General features: G+C 34.7%; 30 protein-coding genes. 18 read left to right on the top strand and 12 right to left on the bottom strand.

All coding sequences use genetic code 11. The annotated features are described in order from the left end of the window. Positions 1-22: 22 nt before the first annotated feature. From flgL to A9G41_RS13190, 8 genes are all read right to left on the bottom strand, one after another. A complete protein-coding gene (gene flgL, locus A9G41_RS13225) occupies positions 23-979 on the bottom strand; it encodes a flagellar hook-associated protein FlgL (RefSeq protein WP_075539799.1) in 957 nt (318 codons plus the stop codon). Positions 980-993: 14 nt separating this feature from the next. After that, positions 994-2,637: a flagellar hook-associated protein FlgK gene (gene flgK / locus A9G41_RS13220; protein WP_075539798.1), complete on the bottom strand. Its 1,644-nt coding sequence runs from the start codon at positions 2,635-2,637 to the stop codon at positions 994-996. 187 nt (positions 2,638-2,824) lie between these two features. Next, a complete protein-coding gene (gene motB, locus A9G41_RS13215; RefSeq protein ID WP_065588712.1) occupies positions 2,825-3,718 on the bottom strand; it encodes a flagellar motor protein MotB in 894 nt (297 codons plus the stop codon). 2 nt (positions 3,719-3,720) lie between these two features. After that, positions 3,721-4,605 carry a flagellar motor stator protein MotA gene (gene motA, locus A9G41_RS13210; RefSeq protein ID WP_065582095.1) on the bottom strand — a complete coding sequence of 295 codons (885 nt, stop codon included), beginning with the start codon at positions 4,603-4,605 and terminating at the stop codon, positions 3,721-3,723. Positions 4,606-4,669: 64 nt separating this feature from the next. Next, on the bottom strand, positions 4,670-5,275 hold the full coding sequence (gene flhC / locus A9G41_RS13205) for a flagellar transcriptional regulator FlhC (RefSeq protein WP_065566402.1): 606 nt from the start codon (positions 5,273-5,275) through the stop codon (positions 4,670-4,672). Between the two features lie 13 nt (positions 5,276-5,288). After that, positions 5,289-5,618, bottom strand: a complete 330-nt coding sequence (gene flhD / locus A9G41_RS13200; protein ID WP_065566401.1) for a flagellar transcriptional regulator FlhD — start codon at positions 5,616-5,618, stop codon at positions 5,289-5,291. Positions 5,619-5,793: 175 nt separating this feature from the next. After that, positions 5,794-6,510: an RNA polymerase sigma factor FliA gene (locus tag A9G41_RS13195; protein ID WP_075539797.1), complete on the bottom strand. Its 717-nt coding sequence runs from the start codon at positions 6,508-6,510 to the stop codon at positions 5,794-5,796. 177 nt (positions 6,511-6,687) lie between these two features. Continuing rightward, the gene (locus A9G41_RS13190) at positions 6,688-7,503 is read right to left on the bottom strand and encodes a flagellin N-terminal helical domain-containing protein (RefSeq protein WP_065582097.1); all 816 of its coding nucleotides are present in this window, start codon (positions 7,501-7,503) and stop codon (positions 6,688-6,690) included. 332 nt (positions 7,504-7,835) lie between these two features. Here A9G41_RS13190 and fliD point away from each other — a divergent pair, with 332 nt between their 5' ends. Genes fliD through A9G41_RS13175 form a run of 3 tightly spaced genes read left to right on the top strand, consistent with a single transcriptional unit; the run spans position 7,836 to position 10,019 of the window. Further along, positions 7,836-9,269 (top strand): flagellar filament capping protein FliD, encoded by a 1,434-nt coding sequence (fliD, locus tag A9G41_RS13185; RefSeq protein WP_082259668.1) that lies wholly within the window; start codon positions 7,836-7,838, stop codon positions 9,267-9,269. Between the two features lie 9 nt (positions 9,270-9,278). Further along, positions 9,279-9,659: a flagellar export chaperone FliS gene (gene fliS / locus A9G41_RS13180; protein WP_075539795.1), complete on the top strand. Its 381-nt coding sequence runs from the start codon at positions 9,279-9,281 to the stop codon at positions 9,657-9,659. A 12-nt stretch (positions 9,660-9,671) separates the two neighbouring features. Continuing rightward, a complete protein-coding gene (locus A9G41_RS13175) occupies positions 9,672-10,019 on the top strand; it encodes a hypothetical protein (protein WP_075539794.1) in 348 nt (115 codons plus the stop codon). Positions 10,020-10,086: 67 nt separating this feature from the next. On the opposite strand, the gene A9G41_RS13170 is transcribed toward A9G41_RS13175, so the two are convergent. Beyond that, positions 10,087-11,208: a hypothetical protein gene (locus A9G41_RS13170; protein WP_075539793.1), complete on the bottom strand. Its 1,122-nt coding sequence runs from the start codon at positions 11,206-11,208 to the stop codon at positions 10,087-10,089. A gap of 80 nt (positions 11,209-11,288) precedes the next feature. On the opposite strand from A9G41_RS13170, the gene A9G41_RS13165 reads away from it, so the two are divergent. After that, a complete protein-coding gene (locus A9G41_RS13165) occupies positions 11,289-11,489 on the top strand; it encodes a hypothetical protein (RefSeq protein WP_075539792.1) in 201 nt (66 codons plus the stop codon). On the opposite strand, the gene fliE is transcribed toward A9G41_RS13165, so the two are convergent. Further along, positions 11,490-11,798, bottom strand: a complete 309-nt coding sequence (gene fliE, locus A9G41_RS13160) for a flagellar hook-basal body complex protein FliE (protein ID WP_075539791.1) — start codon at positions 11,796-11,798, stop codon at positions 11,490-11,492. It abuts the gene before it with no gap. Between the two features lie 174 nt (positions 11,799-11,972). On the opposite strand from fliE, the gene fliF reads away from it, so the two are divergent. The 14 genes from fliF to A9G41_RS13085 all read left to right on the top strand — a co-directional run bounded on the left by fliF (position 11,973) and on the right by A9G41_RS13085 (position 24,800). Continuing rightward, on the top strand, positions 11,973-13,679 hold the full coding sequence (gene fliF / locus A9G41_RS13155) for a flagellar basal-body MS-ring/collar protein FliF (protein WP_075539790.1): 1,707 nt from the start codon (positions 11,973-11,975) through the stop codon (positions 13,677-13,679). Then, positions 13,676-14,674 carry a flagellar motor switch protein FliG gene (fliG, locus tag A9G41_RS13150; RefSeq protein ID WP_065582104.1) on the top strand — a complete coding sequence of 333 codons (999 nt, stop codon included), beginning with the start codon at positions 13,676-13,678 and terminating at the stop codon, positions 14,672-14,674. The genes fliF and fliG overlap by 4 nt, the downstream gene beginning before the upstream one ends. After that, positions 14,661-15,437: a flagellar assembly protein FliH gene (locus A9G41_RS13145; protein WP_065652651.1), complete on the top strand. Its 777-nt coding sequence runs from the start codon at positions 14,661-14,663 to the stop codon at positions 15,435-15,437. The genes fliG and A9G41_RS13145 overlap by 14 nt, the downstream gene beginning before the upstream one ends. Before the next feature lies 1 nt (position 15,438). After that, the gene (fliI, locus tag A9G41_RS13140) at positions 15,439-16,812 is read left to right on the top strand and encodes a flagellar protein export ATPase FliI (RefSeq protein WP_065582106.1); all 1,374 of its coding nucleotides are present in this window, start codon (positions 15,439-15,441) and stop codon (positions 16,810-16,812) included. 9 nt (positions 16,813-16,821) lie between these two features. Then, on the top strand, positions 16,822-17,286 hold the full coding sequence (gene fliJ / locus A9G41_RS13135; protein ID WP_065587897.1) for a flagellar export protein FliJ: 465 nt from the start codon (positions 16,822-16,824) through the stop codon (positions 17,284-17,286). After that, the gene (locus A9G41_RS13130; protein ID WP_075539789.1) at positions 17,276-18,472 is read left to right on the top strand and encodes a flagellar hook-length control protein FliK; all 1,197 of its coding nucleotides are present in this window, start codon (positions 17,276-17,278) and stop codon (positions 18,470-18,472) included. Before fliJ ends, A9G41_RS13130 begins: the two co-directional genes overlap by 11 nt. A gap of 180 nt (positions 18,473-18,652) precedes the next feature. Further along, positions 18,653-19,120 carry a flagellar basal body-associated FliL family protein gene (locus A9G41_RS13125; protein ID WP_065582109.1) on the top strand — a complete coding sequence of 156 codons (468 nt, stop codon included), beginning with the start codon at positions 18,653-18,655 and terminating at the stop codon, positions 19,118-19,120. Positions 19,121-19,125: 5 nt separating this feature from the next. After that, positions 19,126-20,172: a flagellar motor switch protein FliM gene (fliM, locus tag A9G41_RS13120; RefSeq protein WP_081295554.1), complete on the top strand. Its 1,047-nt coding sequence runs from the start codon at positions 19,126-19,128 to the stop codon at positions 20,170-20,172. After that, positions 20,165-20,545 carry a flagellar motor switch protein FliN gene (gene fliN / locus A9G41_RS13115; protein ID WP_065582110.1) on the top strand — a complete coding sequence of 127 codons (381 nt, stop codon included), beginning with the start codon at positions 20,165-20,167 and terminating at the stop codon, positions 20,543-20,545. The genes fliM and fliN overlap by 8 nt, the downstream gene beginning before the upstream one ends. Before the next feature lie 26 nt (positions 20,546-20,571). Further along, on the top strand, positions 20,572-21,021 hold the full coding sequence (fliO, locus tag A9G41_RS13110; protein ID WP_141671952.1) for a flagellar biosynthetic protein FliO: 450 nt from the start codon (positions 20,572-20,574) through the stop codon (positions 21,019-21,021). Between the two features lie 6 nt (positions 21,022-21,027). After that, entirely contained in the window at positions 21,028-21,765 is a 738-nt protein-coding gene (fliP, locus tag A9G41_RS13105; RefSeq protein ID WP_065587895.1) for a flagellar type III secretion system pore protein FliP, read from the top strand. Between the two features lie 8 nt (positions 21,766-21,773). After that, positions 21,774-22,043 carry a flagellar biosynthesis protein FliQ gene (fliQ, locus tag A9G41_RS13100; protein ID WP_065582113.1) on the top strand — a complete coding sequence of 90 codons (270 nt, stop codon included), beginning with the start codon at positions 21,774-21,776 and terminating at the stop codon, positions 22,041-22,043. Between the two features lie 5 nt (positions 22,044-22,048). Continuing rightward, positions 22,049-22,843, top strand: a complete 795-nt coding sequence (gene fliR / locus A9G41_RS13095; RefSeq protein ID WP_065582114.1) for a flagellar biosynthetic protein FliR — start codon at positions 22,049-22,051, stop codon at positions 22,841-22,843. A gap of 643 nt (positions 22,844-23,486) precedes the next feature. Beyond that, positions 23,487-24,800, top strand: a complete 1,314-nt coding sequence (locus A9G41_RS13085) for a hypothetical protein (protein WP_075539787.1) — start codon at positions 23,487-23,489, stop codon at positions 24,798-24,800. A 234-nt stretch (positions 24,801-25,034) separates the two neighbouring features. Here the strand turns inward: A9G41_RS13085 and A9G41_RS13080 are convergent, their stop codons facing one another. Then, the gene (locus A9G41_RS13080) at positions 25,035-25,370 is read right to left on the bottom strand and encodes a zinc ribbon domain-containing protein YjdM (protein WP_065582117.1); all 336 of its coding nucleotides are present in this window, start codon (positions 25,368-25,370) and stop codon (positions 25,035-25,037) included. A 336-nt stretch (positions 25,371-25,706) separates the two neighbouring features. Continuing rightward, positions 25,707-26,100 (bottom strand): DDE-type integrase/transposase/recombinase (locus tag A9G41_RS13075; protein ID WP_143425481.1); only part of this gene is annotated, 394 nt, incomplete at its 5' end.

Below are 26,100 nucleotides of genomic sequence, written 5' to 3'. Positions count from 1 at the left end.
CAACTCGGTGTTTTTCTACACTTTATTTCATTTGAAACAGTGACATACTTTGCATGGTCATAAAGGTATATTGCGCCGCTTGTAAATTAGCTTGTAGCATGACATATTCTGAGATTGTTTCGTACCAGTCAACATCTTCAAGCTGGCTAATTTGAGTTTGAAATTCAATATCTAATGTTTTACCTAGTGCGGTTAATCTATCAATTTCGGCCAATATCGAACCACCTTCTGCTCTCAGTGTTGAAATATTATTAAATGAATTGTCTATGCCGTGACGCGCTTTTGATAATCCATCCCTAAATTGTTGGACAGTCTCTTCATTGTCATAGTCTAAATCTATTTTTAACGCTTCAATTGCATAATCTATGCTTGCAAAAATATTACTTTCTGCGGGAGTTCCATCAGCTTGTTTAACATTTGCTCCCGTCATGAATACTTCAATGCCTGTAAAACTGAGTGCGATTTCTCGTGAGTCATCAATAAAAACGTTAACCGATGTTGTGCCGCCTACGTAACTCACTTCGCCAGATTCGTTTACAACAAAAGGTGGGGTGTCGTTTTTCTTGCCAGCAAAAAGGTAGTTGCCATTAGTATCTTTTGAGTTGGCTAATGATAACAGTTGATCTTTTAAAGCTTGTAATTTGTTGGCAAGATCTAATCTGTTTTCTTCATTTAATGTTTCGTTTGCTGCATAAATCAATGTTTCTTGAATTGTTTGGATAACGGTATTGGTTTCCGCTAAAATCGTTTCTTGACGGCTAAGTAATTTATCGGCGCTTTCACGGGTTGCTTGAAACTGTTCATTTTGCGCTTGAGCTTGTTTTATTATCAATGTTTGTGATGCGCCCATTGGATCATCAGACGGCGATAAGATCTTTTTGCCCGTGGCTAAATGCAAACCAGATTTTTGCCATCGGCTATTGGTATTTAAAATACTTTGTAAGTTTTTTTGATAAAGTGAGTTTGTACTAAGGCGCATTTTTTATCCTTTTATCATTTAGTTAAACCTAAAATGGTATCAAATATTGTTGTTGCCGCATCTATCACTTTTGCATTAGCTTGGTAATACTGCATATATACCTGCATAGAGATATATTCTTCTTCAATATTCACTCCGGATATAGATTGATTTTGTTCATAAATTTGCTGAGTAATATTTTTGCTTGATTGGGCAGATATTTTAGCCGTTTGGGTTTCACTGCCAATATAATTGACTAAACTTGTGTAAGCACTTTTTAAGGTTGTTGTACCATTAACCAGCTTTTCATTTTGAATTTCTAGTAATTTGGCAACATTACGATTATCGCCTGCGCCATTTTCTTCATCATTAATACCCGTTGCGAGTTTATTAACGTCTTTGATTTGTAATTGTAATGATGAGGCAATATCGGCAACGGGTTTTATCATAAACGAGTCACCAGGCATTGCATTGCCATTGATCTCAATACAAAGCCCATCAAAAATTAACTTACCATCTTCAATTTCTGGTGTGATTTGTTTATGATCAGATAATCGGGTAACAACCCAATTGTCACCATCAAATTCAATTTTATAATCAGAAGCTTTTACGTCGCAAACTGAGTTAAATTCGATTTTTGCCGAGGCATTACCTTGATTTTTTATATTGGTTATACAACTAGGGGGATTGTAGTCAAATAACTTTTCACCCTGATTACCATTAATATCAACGCCTGACATATGCACTTCATTAAAACGTTCCGCCAAATTTAAGGCAATTAAACCTAATTGATTACGAGCTTCAGTTAATGGCCCGTCACGAAAAGTTAATAATCCGTTTAATGTGCCTGATGTAATATTTTGGCTAGTCAGTTCTTGTGTTGCTCCTGAATGATGCGTATAAATAATGGTATTTAATGTAGGATCGTCTTGCGATGGTTGCACCGATAATAGGTTAATCGAAGAGCCTTGGACTAAATTCAAGCCATTAGCAAGTGAAAGGTTATATTGCCCATTTTGTTCAGTAACGGTTATGCCAACGATTTCGCTTAATTCATTAACTAATTGATCGCGTTGGTCAAGCAATGCATTGGGTTCAAGCCCATTTCCCACCGCCTGTAAGTGTGAAATCTTTTGATTAAGTTCGGCAATTTGCTGAGTATAAGTATTAACCTTATCAATATTACTGCTTAATTCGGTATTCACATTGGCAATTTGATTTTTTAGGTTTTTTTCTGTTTTATTAAATTGATTCGTCAATGAGGTTAGATCGCTAATAACGGTTTGCTTTGTAGCAGCATCACCTGCATTTGAAGCAAGCTTCTTTAAGCTAGCAAAGAGGTTATTGAGTTGTGATGAAATGCTATTATCATTTTCTGCTAATAAATTATCTACCTTCGATAATTCATTATAATAAGCTTTAATCGATCCATCTTGCGATTGTGATTGACGTAGCTGTCCTACAACAAAATGGTTAAAGGCGCGATTAACGGATGATACTGAAACACCATTACCTACAAAACCAAAACTATGTTGAGTTCCATTTGCTTGACGTAAAACTTGCTGTTGGCGATTGTAACCGATTGTATGGGCATTACTAATATTATTACTTATCACATTAAGCATATTTTGCGCTGCATTTAATCCACTAATTCCCGTATTCATCAATGAATTTGTCATAAAAACTCCTAAATATAATATATAGTTTCAGTTAATAACGTGATTATTAAAAGAAAGGGCTGTTTTCTATATCGGCGCAATTTCTCAAAACTTTAATGATTTTTTCAACCCATTAATGGATAGTTTGTCTGATTTCACTATCCAAAAGGTAATGTGTTTTGATTTTTGAAATTATTTGACTATTTGATTATTGCTCGATAATGGTTTTTGATTGTTTTAAAAAATCAGTACCTGTCATGTTATTTTCATTTTCAATATATTGTTGGGCATTTTTATTCAAAATTAAGATACTAATGCGACGATTGGCATCTTTGCTGTAGTTAGGATTGTTTAAGCTTACTGTATCAGCTAACGCAATAATGCGAATAATCTTATTGGAATCTAAGCCACCAGCAATGAGTTCTCTTCTTGATGCATTGGCTCTATCCGCCGATAATTCCCAATTACTATAACCACGATCCCCTGTTATATATTGCCGCTCATCGGTATGGCCAGATAAAGTGATTTTATTCGGTAATGAATTAATAATAGGTGCTAGTGCATGCAAAATTTCTTGCATATTGGGATCAATGGATGTACTACCAATACCAAACATGGGTTTATCATCGAAAGCTAAAATTTGAATCCGTAATCCCAGCTCAGTTAATTCAATAATAAGATTAGGCGCTAAGCTTTTAAGGCGATTATCTATCTCAAACGTTTCATAAATTTTACGTGCAGCTTCAAGAAGTAGATTTCTTTCAATATGTAGCTGTTCATATTCATTTTGTGATGCATTTAACATATGGGTTTTTTCTTCGCCGATTTGTTTACTCACATCATCGCCACCACCAGGGATCGGGCTTTCACTGTCGCTAATATTTTTCCCGCCATTGTAGCCAAGAATTAAGGGCGTTCTAAAGTATTCAGCAATACCTTTTAATTCTTGGGGCGTTGATGTAGAAATTAGCCACATAACTAAAAATAGCGCCATCATTGCGGTCATAAAGTCGGCGTAAGCGATTTTCCACGAACCGCCATGATGCCCGCCGCCGTGCCCCGATTTTTTTCGGACAATTATTCTTACAGACTTATCTTTCATTATTAATTATTTTCATTTGGATTAGTGTTTTTGTCTTTAACTTCTTGTATGTATTGTTCTAATTCAAAAAATGATGGTCTTTCATGAGAGAAGAGTGTTTTTCGGCCAAATTCAATACAAATTTGAGGAGCATAATCATGCATACTGGCAATAAGAATCACTTTGGTGCACTCTAACATTTTGACCACATCAGCGTTTCTTTGCTTCAATAAGGCTGCTAGCGGTGACACGAAACCATAGGCAAGTAAGATCCCTAAAAAAGTTCCCACCATCGCATGGGCAATAAGTTCTCCAAGTTCACTTGCTGGTCGATCTGCTTGCGCTAGGGTATTAATGACACCCATGACCGCGGCAACAATACCAAATGCCGGTAAACCATCACCAATACTTGAAATGGCATCAACGGGTTTTTCGAGTTCATGAACGAAGGTTTCAATTTCTTCGCTCATGAGTGTTTCGATCTCAAATACATCCATATTGCCACTAATCATAAGTCGTAAATAATCAGTGATAAAGTCACAGATTCTAGGGTTAGCTAAAATCTGTGGATAGGCTTTAAATAATTCACTTTCATGCGGATTATCAATATCAGCCTCAATGGATAATCCTCCACTTTGTCGGATCTTCGTTAATACGCTGTACATTAAATTAATTAATGTTAAATAAAGCGCTTTATTATATTTAGAGGTTTTAAATAATTGTCCTAAAGATTGCAGCGTGGCTTTGATGACTTTCTTTTCATTACTGACAATAAAAGCACCAACTGCTGCGCCTCCAATAATTAACAATTCGAGTGGTTGAAACAGCACAGCTAAATAACCGCCACTTAGCACATAACCAAGTAGGGCCGAGGCGATAACGACAATATAACCTATAATGATTAGCATTGGTTTTTTTCTTTCTCCATAAAATAACAGCTAAATTGCTTTAATACTTATTTTTAATACTTATTTAAGCAGTGATCTGTCTAGTAGTTGATGAATTTAAATAACTTGGTCTTGATAACACTTTCATGCATCTTTCGTCATTTTCTTTTTGGGTTTTATTATTTTTATCCGCTCTTGATGGTGGTTGACATAAGCTACAAGTAAAAGTATTTCGAGGATGATAAGCATGAGTAATAAAAAGCCCACGGCATTCCGTGCAACAGGATTGTTGCATCACCTTTTTTTCGACAAATTTGACTAAAATCCAAGCTCTAGTCAGCCCTAAAACAGGTTCTTCTTTATGCGAACATTGACATTGTTCTAAATAAAGTTGATAAGCTTTTAAAATAGTTTGAATGCCTGACTTGAGCCCATTTCTCACTAAAAACGCATAAGCATTATAAAATATACTGGCATGAATATTGGGTTCCCAAGTCATAAACCACGATGTTGAAAAAGGCAATAAACCTTTAGGCGGTGGGCAACCTTGAATCTCTTTATACAGTTTTATCAGTTTATTTCGGCTTAAATTAGTTTCGCTTTCTAACATTTGAATTCTGCCACCAAGGGAAATTAATTTGATAGCGAGTTGGGTTTCTTTATATTTTTGAATAATACTTGTACCTGTCATCATCATTCCTTAGCTACTTATTGATTGAATCTAATAGCAAACTTGATAAAAGAATTCCTGTATGCATCTGTTTTATATCTCTGACGCGCGATTCTTCTGTTAGCTTTTTCATCATTTCTGCATTTTCAAATCTTAGCTGAAATATGAGCTGATTGGTTTCGGATAAAACTAACATCTGAGCAGTACTTAAATGGCTAAGTATGTCAGCGGTTTGTTCATCAATACCTAATCGATACATTGCCATTACTTTATCTTTCTCAAGCATACGCTGGCTTAACAGTAGTGTTGAAAGATTTAAATGATGTATGCATTTAAGAATATCGTCATCTAGTGTGTTTCCCAATTTAGTCACCAACCTATATCTGTTTTTTCGCATAAAAAAACGAAAATTAGTAAAATTAAAGTTAAATATTTTTTTGCGCCTAAAGTTACATTTTTAAATGCGAAAGGTCAATAAAAAAATCATTTCAATTTATTTTCGATTGATTACGATTTATTTAAATTTTTTTCTATTTCTTCTAACAAGAAACTTTACTTTGTATTCTTTTTATTGCTTGGCTATGCAATTGGCTTACTCTTGATTCACTAATATTCATTACCTTACCAATCTCTTTTAAATTAAGATCTTCTTGGTAATAAAGCGCTAGGACAAGTTTTTCCTTTTCTGGTAGATTTTCAATTTGTTGGTTAATAATGGTGTAATTTTCATCGCTGATAATTGCCGAAAAAGGATTGTTATCCTCGCCATGCTCAATGATGGCATCAATGTTATCTCCTAACTTTAGTTGGATCTCATCAAATGAGCCTATCTGGCTATAATTCGAATCTAATAAAATTTTATGATATTCAGTAAGGGATAATTGCAAATACTCGGCGATCTGATGATCGTTAGGAGTGATGCCTAATGTTTTCTCTAATTCATTGATTGCCGCTGTGACATCTTTTATTTTTTTGCGAGTTTGTCTTGGTAACCAATCTCGGCTACGTAGCTCATCTAACATTGCCCCTTGTATCCTTGGAATAGCAAAGGTTGCAAAAGTATTACCTTGAGTGGCATCATAACGTTTGATTGTATCTAATAAACCGATATAGCCAACTTGTAATAAATCGTCTAGCTCAACCGTTGTCGGCAAACGAACTGCTAATTTTAAAGCTTCATTACGTACCAAATGAATATATTGTTTCCAATCGATTTGGTTTATTACACCATATGAGTTATATAAGCTATCATCCATTTTTTGAACCAATGTTAAGAAAAATGCCGAATAGTATTATGACGATAGTTAATGAATTTAATGGGCAGAATAAAGGGCGAAAAAATAGTTAATTATAATTATTAGCCATAACAACATTATAAAAATACTGTTATGACTATGTGTAAATTTTGAATGATCAAAAATGGGTAATTACAATTATTGTAATAAAGAAAGTACTGATTGTGGTACTTGGTTAGCTTGAGCTAGTACTGAAGTACCTGCTTGTTGCAAGATTTGACCACGAGTCATGTTTGAAACTTCTGTTGCATAATCAGCATCTTCAATACGGCTACGCGCAGAACTTAAGTTGTTTACAGTATTATTGATGTTGTTTACTGTTGATTCGAAACGGTTTTGTACCGCACCAAGTTGGCCACGTAATGCATCAATGTTTGATAATGCCTCATCAATTGTTTTTAATGGATCTGTGGTTAGGTCTTCACCTGAAATTTTAAATCCATCTAAACCAAGTTCAGTACTATCAATTTTTTTCAAATGGATTTCAATAGTTTCACCATCGTTTGCACCCACTTGAATTTTAAGCGTTTTATCTTCTGATAATACTTTAGAGCCGTTGAAATCAGTTTGTTTAGAAACACGATCGATTTCGTCTAAACGTTGATCGATTTCATTTTGAATTGATACTAAATCGCTTTCAGAATTGGTGCCATTGGCTGCTTGAACAGTTAATTCACGAATACGTTGTACGTTGTTGTTGATTTCGTTTAACGCACCTTCAGTAGTTTGTGCAAGGGAGATACCATCATTTGCATTACGTGCCGCTTGCGTTAAGCCTTTAATGTTTGATGAAAAACGGTTAGCAATTGCTTGACCTGCTGCATCATCTTTTGCGCTATTAATACGCATACCTGATGAAAGACGCTCAATAGAAGTACTAAGAACGCTTTGAGAATTGTTAAGGTTATTTTTTGCCATTAAAGACATTGTATTTGTATTAATTACTTGTGCCATTTTTATCTCCAATAATATAAATATTAAAATCAACAAGATATTTAAATTTAATTCATAATTCTTGCTGACAAATAACTTATCGGTAACAAAATAGGGAACTTTAATCTTTTTGATGATTATTTTTTTATAGCAGCAATTTAGTTGTAAATTAAACTGATATTATTAAATATAATCATAGTATTATTTTTTGGAAATAATTTTCTAATGATTTTTTTATTCGAAAGAATAGATTATTATCAATTTATTAGATAAATATTTAAAGGAAGACTAAATTTTTCTAATTATCAGCCGATATAAACAATATTGAATAATTGTTATAGGTAGACTAAATCATGGCAATGAGCGCATTAGGCATTGGTTCTGGAATTGATCTTAATGGTATTTTAGATCAACTAGAAGTGGCCGAAAAAACACGTTTAACCCCAATTACAACTCAACAAAAAGCAATTAATGCTAAAATTAGTGGTTTTGGTAAATTAAAAAGTGCATTAACAACATTTAATACTGTAACGGAAAAACTTCAAAAAAAAGATCTTTTTCAAAGCCGAATAGCAACAGGAAATGACAATTATTTTTCGGTAAAAGCAAATAGCAAAGCAGCATTAGGTAATTATACAGTTACAGTTGATCAATTAGCCACATCTCATGGTATTGCTACATCGACAATCAATGATAAAAACGCCAAATTAGGCAATGATAATCAAACCCGAACTATTACCATTGAACAAGCAAATGGCAATAAGCTTAATGTCACGCTATCTCAAGATGAAACATCTTTAGAATCAATAGCAAATGCCATTAATAATGCCAAAGTTACTAATGAAGATGGAACAACCAGCTCTTCAACAATGAATGCTTCCATTATTCGTTCCGGAGCAGATGGTTATCAATTAGTCATCACATCGAAAGAAACAGGCGAACAACAAAGCATTACTTCTATTTCATCAGATGACGAAATGTTAAGTAATGTTATTGGATTTGATATTAATCAATCCAGCAATAGTCATATGACTGAAGTTGCAAAAGCGCAAGATGCTAAATTTTCGTTTAATGGTATTGCCATAACCAGTGGGTCTAATACGGTTAAGGATGTTATTGCTGGTGTTGATATTACCTTAAAACAGATAACGCCAACTAGCCAAAGCCTTGCTATAACTGCTGATCATGAAAAAACGGAAGAAGCCATAAAAGAATGGATAGATGCATTTAATCAATTACAAACAACGATTTCATCATTAACTAAGTTTACTGCAGAAGATAAAAATTCAAAAGAATTAAACAGTAGTAATGGTCCACTTATTGGCGATTCAACGTTACGTAATATTGATCAAAGTATTCGTTCAATCTTTGCCAAAGGACAATCAGGCGAATTTGCTGTTTTGTCGCAAATAGGCATCAATATGGACAAAAGTGGCCAGTTAACGATCAAAGAAAATGAGCTGAAAAAAGCACTCAATGAAAACAGCGATGCGGTAATGATATTATTTACTGGTGATGGTGAAAAAACGGGTATTGCTAACGAAGTTTTTGCCAAAGTGAGTGGATTTATTGATAGCGATGGCATGATTGATTCAGCAACTAATGGGTTAAATTCTACCTTAAAATCATTAGAGAAACGCCATGATCAAGTAAGCAATTCTATTGAACAAACTATTGAACGTTATCGAGTGCAATTTACCAAATTAGATATTTTAATTAACGAGTTAGATAGCATGAGTAATTATTTAACAACCCAATTTGACATGATGGCAAACTTAAAAAAATAGAGGGAAGTAATGTACAAATTAGGTTCTAAAGCTTATGAGCAAGTGAATTTAGAAACGCGAGTTAGCCAAGCATCGCCTCATCAATTGATCGTATTATTATTTGATGGTGCGCTTAACGCAATTAAATTAGCTAGCTTGTATATTCAAAAAGGTAATATTGTCGGTAAAGGTAATGCAATTTCTAAAGCGATTAATATTGTTGATAATGGGCTTAAAAGTTGCTTAGATTTAGAAAAAGGGGGTGAAATTGCTGAAAATTTAGATCGTTTATATCAGTATATTAGCCAACAGTTAGTTCTAGCCAATTTACATAATGATAAAGAAAAATTACAAACCTGTTTTGATTTATTAAACAATATTGCCGAATCTTGGCGTGAAATTGCAAAATAAAAAAGGATGATTATGCAAGGAAATAACTTATTAGAACAATACGAACAATTTAATTATGTTGTTGAACAAATGTTGATAAATGCCCAGAATGATAACTGGGATTTATTGTTGAGTTGGCAGGCGAAATACCTTCAATTATCGAAAGGTATTATGTTGGTTGATGATTTTTCGAAAATTGAAAACATGCCATTGCAACATCAAGACCTGATTCGAATGTATATCAAAAATATACTTAGCTATCAGCAGCAGTTAACCCAATTAATGATTACTCGTCATTCTCAGCTTAGAGAGTTGATTGGCAAGCATGCCGATTATCAAACTAAAATCGGTAGCTATCAAAAAATTGCCTGTTTAATGTAAGTTTGTGGATGCTTTGCTTGAATCTTATTCATCGATAGGAACCAAGCAAGCATCCCGTTAAACAACCTCAATCAATATTGCGATTTAAAATAATTAACTCTTTGTTTTTTGTGTTATTGTCTTCTTCTTTTCCGTAAAAAACAACAGTATAATTGGCATCTTTGGTTTTGACGATCTCACTAATGATTAATTCTTTTGTGGATAATTTAAACACTTCTTTTGTGTGCAGGTTTATATAGCAACCAACGGTTTCCTGAGAAAAGGCTTCGATCACCTGATTATTTTGAATTGTAATCCACCCATTGCTGATTTCATCAGTGAACCGCATAACAAACGTTTCTGTGGCGATTTTTATCGGTTCCCAAATAGAATAAATTTGTCTTTCCATATCGAGCAATAGATTTAGTTCGATTTCTCCGTTGGGTAACACATTGATTAAATAAAACTTACCTTTTTCATCAATATTTAAAATACTCGATGTATTAGAAAAGCTTAAATTCAATACGCAAGTTAGATAAAAACGCTTTCCTGTGTTGATATTTCTTGACTGTAAAACGTTCCCCATCTCATCAACTTGGCGATGTAACCAACCATTGTCAACACAAGCAAGTAGATGGATTTGGTTATTCAAAGAATCAATAAATAATTTGTTATGTTTTGGAAGCGGAATTTTATTGGTATAGATTTTTTTTATATCATCATTTTTAAATGCAACTGCAATCAATTTATCTGGTTTTTTTTCTGAAAAAATATCAACATAATGGAAAATAGAAAAATCATGACATATTCCATTAAAATCGCCGACAATAGGGCGTTTGGGCTTTGGATAGGTGATATTTTCTCTATCAAATAATGGGAGCATAATTTCTAAATCTTTATCTGGATGGTACACAGTAATAGACACATAATCCTTACCAGTAGGGCTGACAAAAAAATGGGGTAGGATTCCATCAGGCTCATAATAATAATGAGTATTTTTCTTATCGAGTTCAATAACAACATATATAACCTTATAATCATCCCCGTTTTGTGGATAAAAATTAGCAGCAATAACAAGCTTTTCTTGATAACAAATTGCCCTTGTAGTAGAAAACCCATCAAGCGATGTCAGAACAATCAGTTGCCCTAATGTTGGGTAGTCGAGATGCTGTTCATTTAAGGCTATATTGGCTTTTTTTAACGTTATCATTTTGAATCCTTTATGTATTTTATTGGTTTTTTATTAAATGATGGCATTATGTCGTTATTTTTTTAAATAGTATAGTAAAAATGGTAAAGTTTTTTGAGCTATCAGTTGATAACGAAAATAATATATTTAGCAGTACAACAAGCATCAAAAATATGAGCGATGCTTATTTTAAACTTGAATCGTGTGGTGAGTTGATTATCGCATTTAGCCCAGAATTAATGGTTATTAGTAAAAGCAAAATGCAAAATTTAGGATATGGCAATTATATTCGATGTCATTAATTAGACATTCATATTCATAATTTCTTGATAAGCTGCAACCAGTTTATTGCGCACTTGAATACCAAATTGCAATGAAATCGATGATTTTTGCATATTAACCATGACCTCATTCAAAGAAGTATTCGCCTCTCCCATTTCAAAAGCTTTGGCTTCATTATTTGCCTGTATTTGTCGTTGACTGATGTTATCTAAAGCGGTTTTTAATTCTGAAACAAAGTTTTTATCTGCAAAATGCGTTTTTGAAGATATTGACGTTGATTCATTTAAATTAGTGAATTCCATTGGGTTGAATGTGTTGATTGTATTCATTTTGATAACTGCTTTTTAGCTCTTTTGTTACTGTATGGCTAAATTTAACATATAAATAAAAAACCAAAGGGTTTAAGTAAGGGAAAAACTGCACGCTTTTCTCGCCATTGAATTTTTCAAATATATGGATAATAAACTACAGAGTTAATCTAAATAGTTTAGAGTCAGGATGCTATGGCTAGCGAAGCAGTCAATAATAAAGGTGAATCAATCTTAAATAAGTTGCCTTTTGTCAATCAACTAAAACAAAACACCAAAATGGCATTGTTAATTGCTGGTGTCATTACAATCGCAATGATGAGTTTTGTCTATTTATGGGCTAAAGATGAGCCTTACGCAGTTCTATTTAGTCATTTGAATGATAAAGATGGTGGCGAAATTATTAGCCAGCTTGATAAGATGAATATTCCTTATCAATTTTCCTCTTCTGGCACGACTATCTTAATTCCTGAAGATAAAGTTTACGATACCCGTTTACGGATTGCCCAACAAGGGTTGCCTAAAGGTGGTGCAGTTGGGTTTGAATTGCTTGATAAAGAAAGTTTTGGTATGAGCCAATTCAATGAGCAAGTTAATTATCAACGCGCTTTAGAAGGCGAATTATCAAGAACAATTGCTATCATTAGTAGTATTGATGATGCGAGAGTGCATTTAGCTATGCCTAAACCTTCTTTGTTTGTTAGAGAACGCAAATTTCCTTCAGCGTCAGTAGCATTAACATTACTCCCAGGTCGCTCATTATCGCAAGGTCAAATTGATGGCATTATTCATTTGATTTCAAGTAGTGTACCGGAATTACAGCCCGACAAAGTCACAATTATTGATCAGCGAGGCAATTTATTAACTGGTGAAAGCTATCGTGACAGAAGCGCGAATGTTGCGCAGTTGGAGTTTAGTGAGCGGATTGAAAACAGCGTTCGTGAGCGAGTAGAAAAAATTATTATTCCTATTTTGGGTAAAAATAACGTCAAGGTACAAGTGAATGCTGATGTTGATTTTAGTCGCCAAGAATCGACATCAGAAACGTATGATCCTAATAGCAATATTGCGAATCAAACCATCCGTAGTAAACAGCAAGTCGAAAATCATCAATCAGCAACAAGCTATGGTATTGGCGGAGTGCCAGGTGCATTATCTAATCAACCTGTACCAACACCTAGTGCACCAATCGATGAAAACGATGAATCGATTGAAAAAAATAATAAACAACAACCTTACAACTTACAATCGAATAATACCATTAATTTTGAAGTAAATAGACAAGTTATACGTAGCCAAATACCGGAAGGACGGGTTAAACGTTTATCGGTGGCTGTTTTGGTTAATTATAAATTTGTCACCATTGAGCCAGATGAGGCTAAATCTGATGATGACAGCAAGTCATCTTCTATAACAGAACGATGGGTAAAGTTAGATAACGATGAGCTGAAAAATATTGAAGCATTAGCACGCCAAGCAATGGGCTTTTCTGATTTACGTGGCGATACATTAACGGTTGCAAATTTGAAATTTACTGATCAATTATTTGATGAAAACGAAAATATCGCATTTTGGAAAACAAATGAATTTTATGACTCCGTTAAAAATGCAGTTAAATATTTAATTTATATTGCCATTTTATGGGTTTTATGGCGTAAGGTATTACGATCGTTCTGGATAAAATTACAAAGACAGCTTCTTAACAGTAATGGTCAAACATCTGATATTGAGCTATCAGCGGAAGAAAAATTAGATTATAAAGCACACAGTAAACAGCAACACAAAATGTTTGAAGATAATATGCAACAACAACAGCACATACGAAAAATTGTTGAGAAAGAGCCTCGGGTAATGGCATTAATTATTCGTAGCTGGATGAGTAGGGAGGACACTAACCAATGATTTTAAGTGAATCTCAGAAAGCGGCTGCCATTTTAATGGTATTAGGCGAAGGGCTGGCAGCGCAAGTAATGCAGCATCTTAGCCAAAAAGAAGTACAACAAATTAGTAGTGCTATGATGTCGTTGCCTCAGTTTTCTCAAGAACAGTTGAAAGGCATACTTAACGAGTGCCAAGTTGCACTTGAAGAGTGCGCTGTTTTAAATACTGATCCCAATGGTTATTTACGATCAATATTGGGGCGTTCACTGGGTAGTGAAAAAGCGGAACGTTTACTTGATGAACTTTTATCAACTGAACAAGAAGAAGCTACCGATGGTCTTGAAATGCTCAATTATATTGATGCAACAAGAGCGGTTGATCTAGTGAAGAAAGAGCATCCTCAAATTATAGCAACGATTCTTGTTCATCTAAATCGCGATTTAGCGGCAGAAATTCTAAACTTATTTGATGATGAATTACGAAACGATGTTATGTTACGTATTGCAACATTTGGGGGGGTTGAGCCTTCAGCGCTTCAATTGCTTTCAACCTCACTATCGACTTTACTACATGGTCAAAATATCAAACTTAATAATCTTGGTGGTATACGTACTGCGGCAGAAATTATTAACTTAATGAAAACACAGCAAGAAGAGCAAGTTATTAATGCATTGCGTGATTATGATGGAGAATTAACCCAAAAAATTATTGATGAAATGTTCTTGTTTGAAAATCTTGTTGAAGTGGATGATAGAAGTATTCAACGCTTACTTAAAGAAATCGATAATGAAATGTTAATCATTGCATTGAAAGGTGCAACGGTTGAGTTACGTGACAAATTATTAAGTAATATGTCACAGCGTGCAGCCTCTATTTTACGTGAAGATTTAGAAAATAGGCCACCTGTACGTTTATCTCAAGTTGAAACCGAACAGAAAAAAATATTGGCGATTGCTCGTCGATTAGCAGAAAGTGGTGAAGTGATCCTAAGTAGCGGTGATGATGAATATGTGTAACCGGCTAGATAGATCAAATTGGAAACCATTAATTTTTCAAGATTTTTATTTATCCGAATTACCGAAGTTAAGTAAAAATGAAGTTACTATAAACGTTGAAATTGATGAGCCTGAAACAGAATTAACTGCTACCGAGATAGATAATGTTGTAATTGAACCAGAGTTAAATCAGGCACAACAGTTAGAGCTGTTAAAAGAAAAGGTAAAAAAACAGGCTTATCAGGAAGGTTTTAATTTAGGTCAACAAGAAGGTTTCAATGCAGGTAAACAGACTGGTTATGATGAAGGATATCGAATTGGCGAGCAAGAAGGGCGCCAGTTCATTGAACAACAACTTAATAAAGAAAAAATAAATGCCGTTCAAGCTATAGCTAATTTAATGACTAATTTTCAAAATTCGATTAACGAAATCAATGAATTAATTGTTCCTAAACTGCTTGATTTAGCATTGATTGCTGCGCAAAAAACAGTAGGTACGATACCAAAAGCTAAGCAAAAACAGCTTATTTATACCATAAAAACATTAGTTGAACAGTGTTCAATCTTGTCTGAACCTATTGCATTGCATTTTAATCCGGCTGATTTGCTATGGTTAGAACCCATGCTGAATGATGAAATCAGTCAACATCATTGGCAACTTATTGCCGATTCTAACGTAGAACAGGGTGGATGTAAGATATTTACCGAAACTAATGAAATTGACGCAAATGTCGGTCAACACTGGCAAATAATGTCTGATAGCCTAAAAGAGGACAATCATTAACATGAGATATTCTGCAAAATGGCTAAGTAAAATTGATCAGGCTAAACAACAACTTGAATCATTATCACTAATCCGCCAATACGGAAGATTGGTTAAAGCATCGGGACTTGTGTTAGAAGCTACTGGACTAAAGTTACCTTTGGGATCTAACTGCTTGGTTGAACGACAAACCGACGGTCGAATTGAGCCTGTTGAGTGCGAGATAGTTGGATTTAGTGATAAAACGCTTTACTTAATGCCATTTGAATCCACTGACGGTATTTTATTAGGCGCTCGTGTTTATACCAAGCAATATGATTTAGCGCACTTTAGTCATAAAGTATTACCCATGGGAATGGGTTTGTTAGGTCGAGTTGTTGATGCTATGGGTAAACCGTTAGATGGTCAACCGTTACCAGAAGATGTTGAATTTGGTGGATTATCTCATAAATCGATTAACCCATTACAGCGCACGCCAGTTCACCAAGTGCTTGATGTTGGCGTTAGAGCCATCAACGCGTTATTAACGGTTGGTAAAGGACAGCGAATGGGGTTATTTGCTGGTTCTGGCGTTGGAAAAAGCGTTTTACTTGGCATGATGGCACGTTACACCCAAGCCGATATTATAGTTGTCGGATTGATCGGTGAGCGGGGGCGAGAAGTTAAAGATTTTATCGAAAATATTTTAGGTGAAGAGGGATTAGCGCGAGCGGTTGTTGTTGCCGCACCAGCGGATGTCTCGCCATTATTACGCTTACAAGGCGCTGCCTATGCGACTAAAATCGCCGAAAATTTCCGCGATAAAGGGTTTAATGTGTTACTGATTATGGACTCTTTAACGCGTTATGCCATGGCACAACGTGAAATTGCGTTAGCTATAGGAGAACCACCAGCAACGAAAGGCTATCCTCCGTCGGTCTTTGCCAAATTACCAGCATTAGTTGAAAGAGCAGGCAATGATGAAGAAGGAAAAGGCTCAATTACGGCATTTTATACGGTATTAACTGAAGGTGATGATCAACAAGATCCGATTGCTGATTCAGCTAGAGCCATACTTGATGGGCATATTGTTTTGTCACGCTCACTTGCTGAGTCTGGTCATTACCCTGCTATTGATATCGAGGCCTCAATCAGTCGAGTGATGACCGATCTTACCGCACCTGAGGATGAAAAAAAATCACGGTTGTTTAAACAGTTATTTTCAAGTTTTCAACGAAACCGCGATTTGATTAATGTTGGTGCTTATGTGTCTGGCACCGATCCTTTATTGGATAAGGCGATTATGCTGTTTCCTGCTATGCAAAAATTTTTACAGCAAGGAATTAATGAGCATTGTAGTTATCAAGATGCTTATCAACAATTAGTAAATATTGTCGAACCCAAATTAGCTAGTTAGGACTGAGTAATGGTAAATAAAAATTCTGGGCAATTTGCTTTTTTAACACTAAAAAAATTGGCGCAAAAATCGGTAGACGATACTTTACTTAAGTTAAAAAAAGCCCATGAAAATCATCGTAATGCACAATCACAACTGAATGTATTAAATGATTATTATGATGAGTACCGACAAAAATTAAATAATGCCTTATCTCATGGTATTAATGGATGCCAATTAAGTAATTTTAATGCATTTATTTCAACCCTTGAAAAAGGCATTGAGCAGCAAAAAAAAGTATTGTTATCGTTAGATATTAAGCAAAAGCAAATAACCCATCAACTTAATCAATCACAAAAAAACTTGAACACTTATACAACATTATTAGACAAGCAATATAAAAAACGGTTACAGCAACAAAGCCGTTTGCAACAAAAACTGACTGATGAATTTGCACAGCTACAACTAGCAAGGAGAGTATTAAATGAATATTAATCTTATTAATGATTTAAATCTTACCCCATCTCATCAATCGCAATCAGTTGAAACGGATGTAATTGCAAGTGATAATGATGGTTTTCAACAATTATTGCAACAGAGTGAAAAGCAAAGCCAACAAGGCAAAAAAATCATTAATGCTGAGTTAAATGTTATCGATGATACACACGAAGATCATGATGCTGATATGATCATTATGGCTATCAATCCTTTTTATATACAAACTATTGAACAAGAAAAACAAGATGTTGTAAGCGCAAAACAAAATAGTGAGGCAAAAACCAAGCCCAATTTATCGATAACAAATCATCTAAATACTGACATTTTAAATGCGGATTTATTCGATAATTTATCGTCAGAAACGTTAATTAATGATCAGCCAACACAGCTACTGGCCTCTATTTATGACAGTGAGAATTTAATCAATAAAGCAAAACAGCAAACAGATGTCATGCCATTGTCGGACAATCACCAAGCGATAGCCACTGATCTGGTGCATAAAAAAGCCACAAGAATTAAAAATGATGTGAGTAATACGCATTTTAATCAAACGAATAATACACAAAATGCTAGCGACATTAGGCAAAAAGCGATGGCAGATCAAACACCATTTATAATAAATAATGACGATCAAGGTGCGATTTTGCATATCAATCCCGAATCAGCTTTAACGACCCATGCCAATGGGCAAAATGCATTAGTACCGTCAGTTAATACTAGCACGACATCAGCAACACTAAATATGTCGATGCAAGCAAATACTACGCAATGGCAAAATTCATTAACAGAACAAATTATTATGTTTAATCGGCAAGGTATTCAATCTGCCAACATACATTTGCACCCACAAGAATTAGGCTCATTACACATTAAACTTGCGATGAGCGATGATAAGATGAATCTTCATATGATGGCAGCACATGGTGTTGTTAAAGGTCTGTTAGAATCGGCACTGCCTTTCTTAAAAACATCATTAGCCGATCAAGGCATTACCCTAGAACAAGCAGATATTGGTGACTTTTCGATGATGAGTGATTCGCAACAATCTGCTATGTATCAGCAAACCAAACACAATCAGTCACATAACGCCCTAACGTTAGATCCAGAGACAAACGATATCAATGTTGAACAAGTACGTGTTGAAAATAGCCCACAAAAATCGGCACTCAGTATATTTGCTTAACGATTAAAATTACTATTTATTATACAAATTGGGGATTAGAGAAGATGAAACGTTTAAATAGGTCATGTTTTGTTGCCTATTCTTCAAATCAATTTTAAAAATATGATTTATTATTCTCGTCACTATAGCCAATTAATGGATTATAAATCTTTTTAAATTTTTATAGAGACAAGAGTAAATATGCCTACAACGTCCAAAAAAGTAAGTGCTTTAAATTTAATCCTTATTCTTATTACCCTATCAGCAATAAGTGCCGCAGCTTATTTGTGGTTTCAAGGCTATCTAAAAGACACAACTAAAGTGCAAGAAGAGCCTGAAATCGTCTCGCCAGTATTTTTAACATTAAAACCGTTTACTATTTCATTGCCTGTTGCTGAAGATAATATTGAGATGACTAAAATCCTTTATGTCGGGGTGGTATTACGTGTTAATGATGAAAATCAAAAAACAGTGCTATTGGATTATTTACCCGAAGTAAGAAGCGATATCCTCCTCCTTACTTCAAAGCAATATATTAATAAGCTAAAGCAAGAAGCAGGGAAAATCGATTTACAAGAACAGATAAAAAATACGTTATCGCGAAAATATAATGCAAAACATTGGGTAAATATTGATGAAGTTTTATTTACTGATTTTATTATACGGTGATGATTATGCCTGATAAGCGTGAGCCGAAACAAGACATAAACGAAAGCAGTGATGCTTTAACCCCTGATAATTTTGTTGTAGCTGAAGATGATAGCAATATTGATGCTTTGGGTGCCTCGTTACCTACAGGAAAAAAGACCGATGTTAGACCTTATGATTTATCAGTCAAACATCGATTTATCCCTGAACGTTTAACGGCATTAGAGATCATTAATGAACGTTTTGCTCGGCAATTTCGAATTGGATTATTTAATCAATTACGCCGTAATACTGATGTAATTGCCTCTCCCGTTGAGTCTCATACGTTTAAAGAGTTTTCTGATATTTCATCAGCAAATCATTTGAATTTAGTGCACCTTAACCCATTAAGAGGAACTTGTTTATTTTCATTCTCACCTGAGCTAGTGTTTATTATTGTGGATTCATTGTTTGGCGGTGATGGACATTTTTCCCAAATAGAAACAGAAGGGCGGGAATTTACGCACACGGAACAGCAAATCATTAAACGAGTGCTCGAGTTAACATTAGTTATTTATCAAAATGCATGGGCTGATATTTACGCCATTGAAACCGAATATATTCGTTCTGAAATACAAAGTAAATTTACCAACATTACTAGCTCACCTGACGATGTCGTGTTAACAACCAATTTTAAAGTTGAAGTGGGTCATAGCAAAGCAACATTTTGCGTTTGTATTCCTTATTCTATGGTCGAACCAATCAAAGAGTTGCTAATAAAACCGCCTATCGAAGAACAGACTTATCAAGACGATAATATCTGGATGAGTTCATTAACCACTGGAATTAAACAATCATCTGTCGAATTAGTTGCCAATTTTACCCATATTCATACAACCGTTGAAAAACTGTTAGCGTTAAAAGTTGATGATGTTTTAACAATTGAAAAACCAACAAATATAGATGTAACAGTTGGCGGTGTACCGGTATTAAAAGGCCATTACGGTAAAGTAAATAAACAATATGCAATTCAAGTAGAACAGGTCATTAATCCTGTAATAGAACAACTGAATGAGGGAGTGTTCAATGACTGACATTATACCAAATAACGACGAAGACCAAGAAGAAAAAGTAACGAGTGATGAACTCATCACTAAAGAGGCTATTTTTGAAACATTATCACCGCAACAAACGGAAGAAAAAAAGCAAGATATTAATCTGATTTTAGATATTCCTGTTGATTTAAGTGTAGAGCTTGGTCGAACCAAGATAGCAATTAAAGATCTATTAAATTTAACACAGGGATCTGTAATTGCATTAGATGGGCTAGCTGGTGAACCATTGGATATATTGATTAACGGTTACTTAATTGCTCAAGGTGAAATTGTCGTTGTGGGCGATAACTATGGTGTGCGTATCACCGATATTATTACCCCATCAGAACGTGTACGAAGACTGAGCCGTTAACAGTGAAGATTGAGCCGTTAATAGTAATGAAGCAAACTAATTTGGTTGAACCTGTGGATACTATAGCAAACACCAAAACGTTAACAAACGCCAAAACGTTGGCTCCGTCATCTTCTCCGTTAAATATTTATACTGAAGTAGGATCCTCAATAGGATCAACGCTTATCGTTGTCATTGGTTTTATTTTATTGTTAGGTTGGCTTGCCAAACGAATGGGCTGGAAAAAAAAGACCAATCAATGGATCGATGTCAAAGCCACATATAGCATTAGCCCCAAAGAGCGTATGGTTGTGGTTCATGTTGATAACCAATTATTAGTGATTGGGGTTACACCTCAACAAATGACGTTATTACATACTATCAATGAACAACGCACTCAAGCACTGCTTTCGCAAAATATGACAGATACCACTTGTGTGAAAAGTAACGTATTTCAGCAGATATTACAATCCGCTTTAAAAGCAAAAAAGGAGTAACAACTAGTGCGGTTAAATTTTACTATTTTGCTCAGCTTATTGTTACTAAGTTTATCATGCCATGCTGACTTATCTGCGTTACCTACCATATCCCAACCCATGAGTGGTGGGCAAAATTGGTCATTACCTGTTGAAACCTTAGTCTTTTTGACATTGCTTACCTTCATTCCAGCAATTTTGTTACTAATGACCAGTTTCACACGTATTATTATTGTATTAGGTCTGTTACGTAATGCACTTGGTACGCAATCGGCACCACCCAATCAAGTTATTTTGGGCATTGCCCTATTTATGACCTATTTCATTATGTCCCCCGTGATTGATAACATTTATCAAGATGCTTATGTGCCGTATTCGCAAAATCAAATCACCATGCAAGAGGGCTTCACTCAAGCGGCTAAACCATTACAACAATTTATGCTTGCCCAAACACGAGAAACGGACCTAGCATTATTTGTTAACATGTCTCACCAAAATGATATTCAAACACGTGAAGATGTCCCTTTAAAAGTACTGGTTCCGGCTTTTGTTGTCAGTGAATTAAAAACAGCATTTCAAATCGGTTTTACCATTTTTATTCCTTTCTTAGTGATAGATCTCGTGGTTGCAAGCACGCTCATGGCATTAGGCATGATGATGGTACCGCCAGCAACGGTGTCTTTACCATTTAAGTTAATGTTATTTGTGTTAGCCGATGGTTGGCACTTATTACTTGGTTCGTTAGCACAAAGCTTTTTTAGTTGAATCACACTATGTCGCCCGAATATATTAGCACCTTAGCAATACAAGCAATAAAAGTCGCTGCATCACTGGCTGGACCGTTACTATTAGTTGCTTTAGTAACAGGATTAATCATTAGCTTATTACAAGCGGCCACGCAAATTAATGAAATGACATTATCATTTATTCCCAAAATTATCGCGGTCGTTGTGGTTTTAATCATATGGGGACCATCAATGCTATCAACCATGATTGATTATATGCAAACGGTCATTACCGATATTCCTAATTTAACCCGTTAAATCAAATGGATTTTAATAGTAATATTTTATTTAATATTGATTTCTTTGCTTGGGCTAAAGACGGCTTTTTCCCCTTTGTGCGCATCTTAGCGTTGATTATGGTTGCCCCTATTTTGGGAGAAAAAGAGATCCCCAACCGCGTAAAAATAAGCTTAGCATTACTTATTGCAATTGCTTTGCCACTTCCACATCTTGATGAACATATTAAAATATACTCTTTTATTGGCATATGGATGATTGCACAGCAAATAATGATTGGCGTGCTTATTGGTTTTACTATGCAGTTAGCATTTATGACGGTGCAATTTGCCGGCGAATTAATTGGTATGCAAATGGGACTTGGCATGGCAACTTTTTTTGATCCTATTGGCGGTCCATCTACATCGGTATTGTCACGCTTAATTAACATTATTGCACTGCTAATCTTTCTTAGTATTGATGGTCATTTATGGTTGTTATACGGCATAGCAAACAGTTTTGATATTATTCCCATCGCAGTAACACCATTACAAGCAAACGGATACTTAGCTTTAATTGATGTCAGTAAACTATTATTTATCAATGGGATAATGTTAGCACTTCCCTTAATGACATTGTTGTTAATCGTCAATATATCATTAGGGCTACTTAATAGAATAACGCCACAACTCTCGATTTTTGTTGTCGGCTATCCAGCTACATTATTATTAGGATTGCTCATGCTAACTTACTTAATTTCAGCATTGCCCACCTTTGCTACATTTGTCTTTGAACAAATGTTTGAACAAATTTCTAGTATCTTATGGTATTTAACTCTGTGACATAAATTGATCACACAGTCGTGTTTAATTAACCTATTCAACTTGACTTGCTTTTTGTGGGTATTGGGTGAAATTACTATTCTATCATATTGATTTAGAAATAAATTACTCAAAAAAGATAATAAGTACTTAAATAAAAATAATGATCTATCTAAGTATTATTTTCATACTTTCAATTAGACTCGTTATCTCATATTATTAAAAAATTTAGAGCAATGAATGCTCTTTTATTAAAGAAGGAGCTTAACAAAACTTTACAAAAAAACAGGTGAAAAACGAGGTTTTTATTCTAAAATAGAGTAGCATAACTATATACTACTTTATGCTAAAATTACTAAAAATAACATTAACCATTTGTTTTATAAAAACAAATTTAAGAGGGTAAGTGTGATGAATAAAAAAATTATGATAAAATATAATTGGGCATCGGGCATCGGGCATCGGGCATCGGGCATCGGGCATCGGGCATCGGGCATCGGGCATATTATTATTTGTTAATCGTTTTATTTCAACTTTAATATTACAACAAAACGTTTTATCTTTAGCGTTACCTTTTTGTTTTAAACACTTCCATTGCAAATCTCACTTTGCTACCAAAATAACGGCACTGACAGCTCACTTAAAACCAAAACCTACTCAAGTCATGAGTTTAATCTTATTATCACAATGGATACACGTTAGCTCAGCTAATGCAATACTAACAGCGACTTCAAGTCAGGTTATTGTTGGGAATACACCGCAAGTGGTTGCGTTATCGAGTGCAGATAAACATGGTTTTACTGTTAATGGTGTTTTTTACAGTGAGGCGAGTGGCACTATAAAATCTAGTGAAGTGAAAGAATTTGATGGTAACTTAACGCTTAACGATTTTAAAGTGGCGATTTATACTTCAACAAATTTAGATAAAGTTGAAAATTACAGTGATATAGATGGTGATAATGCTGATCCTCAGCAACCATTTAAAGTGGAAATGACTAATTATTGGTGGTATGACAATAATGGCGTAAGAATAATCGGTGATGATAAGAAAAAAATTATAGGTTGTGGAAGTGGTTTTTCAATGCCATTAAAACTCATCATTAAAACCAATGTTAGAGCCCATTCGGCATACGGAATTCCTGATGAAGGCGAGCCGATTACCCTAGCTAAAACCTACCAAATAGCACCAAAATCGCAAATTTGTTATGCTAAACCGAATGCCACAGTTGTTTATCAAAATGCTCAATGGCATGGTTTTGATGAAAACGGTAATTCTCAAAAATGGAATCTTGAAAATAGCATAATAAGTCCTGAGTATGGAGGAGGTCGCACAAGTGATTATGTATTGGATTTTGGCTTTAAGGCTAAACCAACATATTCATCAAAAACATTCCCAACAACGGGCTTTCCAGGGGCTCAGTTTCAATTAGTGATGACTGGTGCACAAACGGATTATGAATTTTCAGTTATTACTCAAACGAAAGATGTTGTTGATGTTGATTCATTAGGATCAATTACCTTAAAGAAAAAACCATTAGATCAAGTAATAGTGCAAGCGACATTAAAAAGAGATAGATCAGTTAAACATGATTATAGCTTTAATCCAACAAGTATTTGGGCTATTCCACAGGGCGATTTTAAGGGATATTGGAATGTATCTCAAACAAAATGTGGAAGTGCTTTTAACGTACTTTCTCGAGGCGAATTGACTAACTCTCCACAAAGAAAAGCACCAATGTATTGGCAGTTTAAAGATAACAATTATACTCGAGCAATTGGTGAAGGGCTGACCGCTGAGTGGGGGCCAATGAATAAAATAAGCTACCCAAACTCTGAATGGCGTGATGCTCATTATTGGACAAGAGATAACTATTCATCCGAACTATACTTTGTTGTGCATTCTGTCAATGGTGGGGTGGGATATGGTGGTTATGAAAATAAGATAGGACAAATTAACCATATTGCTTGCAAAGGTTAAATGAGTTTATATTTTATATCGTTTTACTTATAACTTGAAGAAGCAACATTGGTTTTTGAAAATTAAGATTAACAATTAAGGGAATGCCGTTAAATATTCCCTTTTGCTGATTTTTATCGGCAACGGTAGCATTTTCATAGGTTATGGCTATTGCTAATAAAGATGTTATGTAAAATGAGAGAAAAATAATGTATATGTAATGCTGATAAAATCAGCACAACATATTATAATTAGCTAAGCTTTTTTCACAAAGCAAGCTTTAAGCATAATTTTCATACCATCGACTTTACAATCGATCTCATGATCACCGTCTACTAAACGAATGCCTTTGGCTTTAGCGCCTTTTTTCAGCACAGTTGACGATCCTTTTAACTTAAGATCTTTAATTAAAATAATATCATCACCATCAGCAAGTAAATTACCATTACTGTCTTTTACTTGTAATTCATCATCAGAAGACACAGCCTCGTTTGGATCCCATTCGTGGGCACATTCAGGGCAAACACAAAAGCTGCCATCATGATAAGTGTGTTCAGATTGGCAAACAGGGCAATTAGGTATAGATTCCATAATTAAGATTCATCCAAATTAAATAAAATGGCGCCTACTATAGCAAAAAAATGCTATTAAGTCATGAATGATAGCTGTTTGGTTGCCGTGGGTAATCTAAAAAAATTGACGAATTAGCCAATTATTTTAGAGATAAATAAACTACTATTAATTGATCTTGTTGTTCTATTTCTTTTAGATCTTTCTTCATATTTTTTCCTATTTTATTGGGGCAAAAATAAAATCATTTTTGTAAAAAATATTCAGGAATCTATACCGTTTCAGCATGAAATTATTTTAAATTCAATTGTTTAATGAATTATTATAAATAAAGCACCAAATTGTTTAAATCCCTTATTAAGCCAAAGCGTTAAACTGTAGTGGCCAAGTATTTTGATATGGGCTACCGGGCTGGATATAATCAATGGTTATACCATGTAATTTAGCCCAGTTGGTAAAGGTTTTTCCTGTAAATTCTGGCCCATTATCGACCCGTATTTTTAATGGATACCCATGATATTCGGCCAGTTTATCTAAGTAACGGGTAATCCTTCCTGCTGGTAAGCTTACTGCAATATCAATACCTAACGCCTCACGATTAAAGTCATCGATGACATTGAATGTTCTAAAGCGACGTTGATTACGGCTACTGCCACTCATAAAATCCATTGACCAACAGTCACTTTGTTTATTGGGGACTAATAATCTTTCTGAGCATCGTGGAGGAATGCGTTTTTTACGCTTTACCCTG

This window comes from Gilliamella sp. Nev5-1 (assembly GCF_001690895.1).
GTDB classification, from domain to species: domain Bacteria; phylum Pseudomonadota; class Gammaproteobacteria; order Enterobacterales; family Orbaceae; genus Gilliamella; species Gilliamella apicola_C.
Note: the sequence above shows the minus strand (reverse complement) of the source record. Positions and strands in the feature narration are given on the sequence as shown.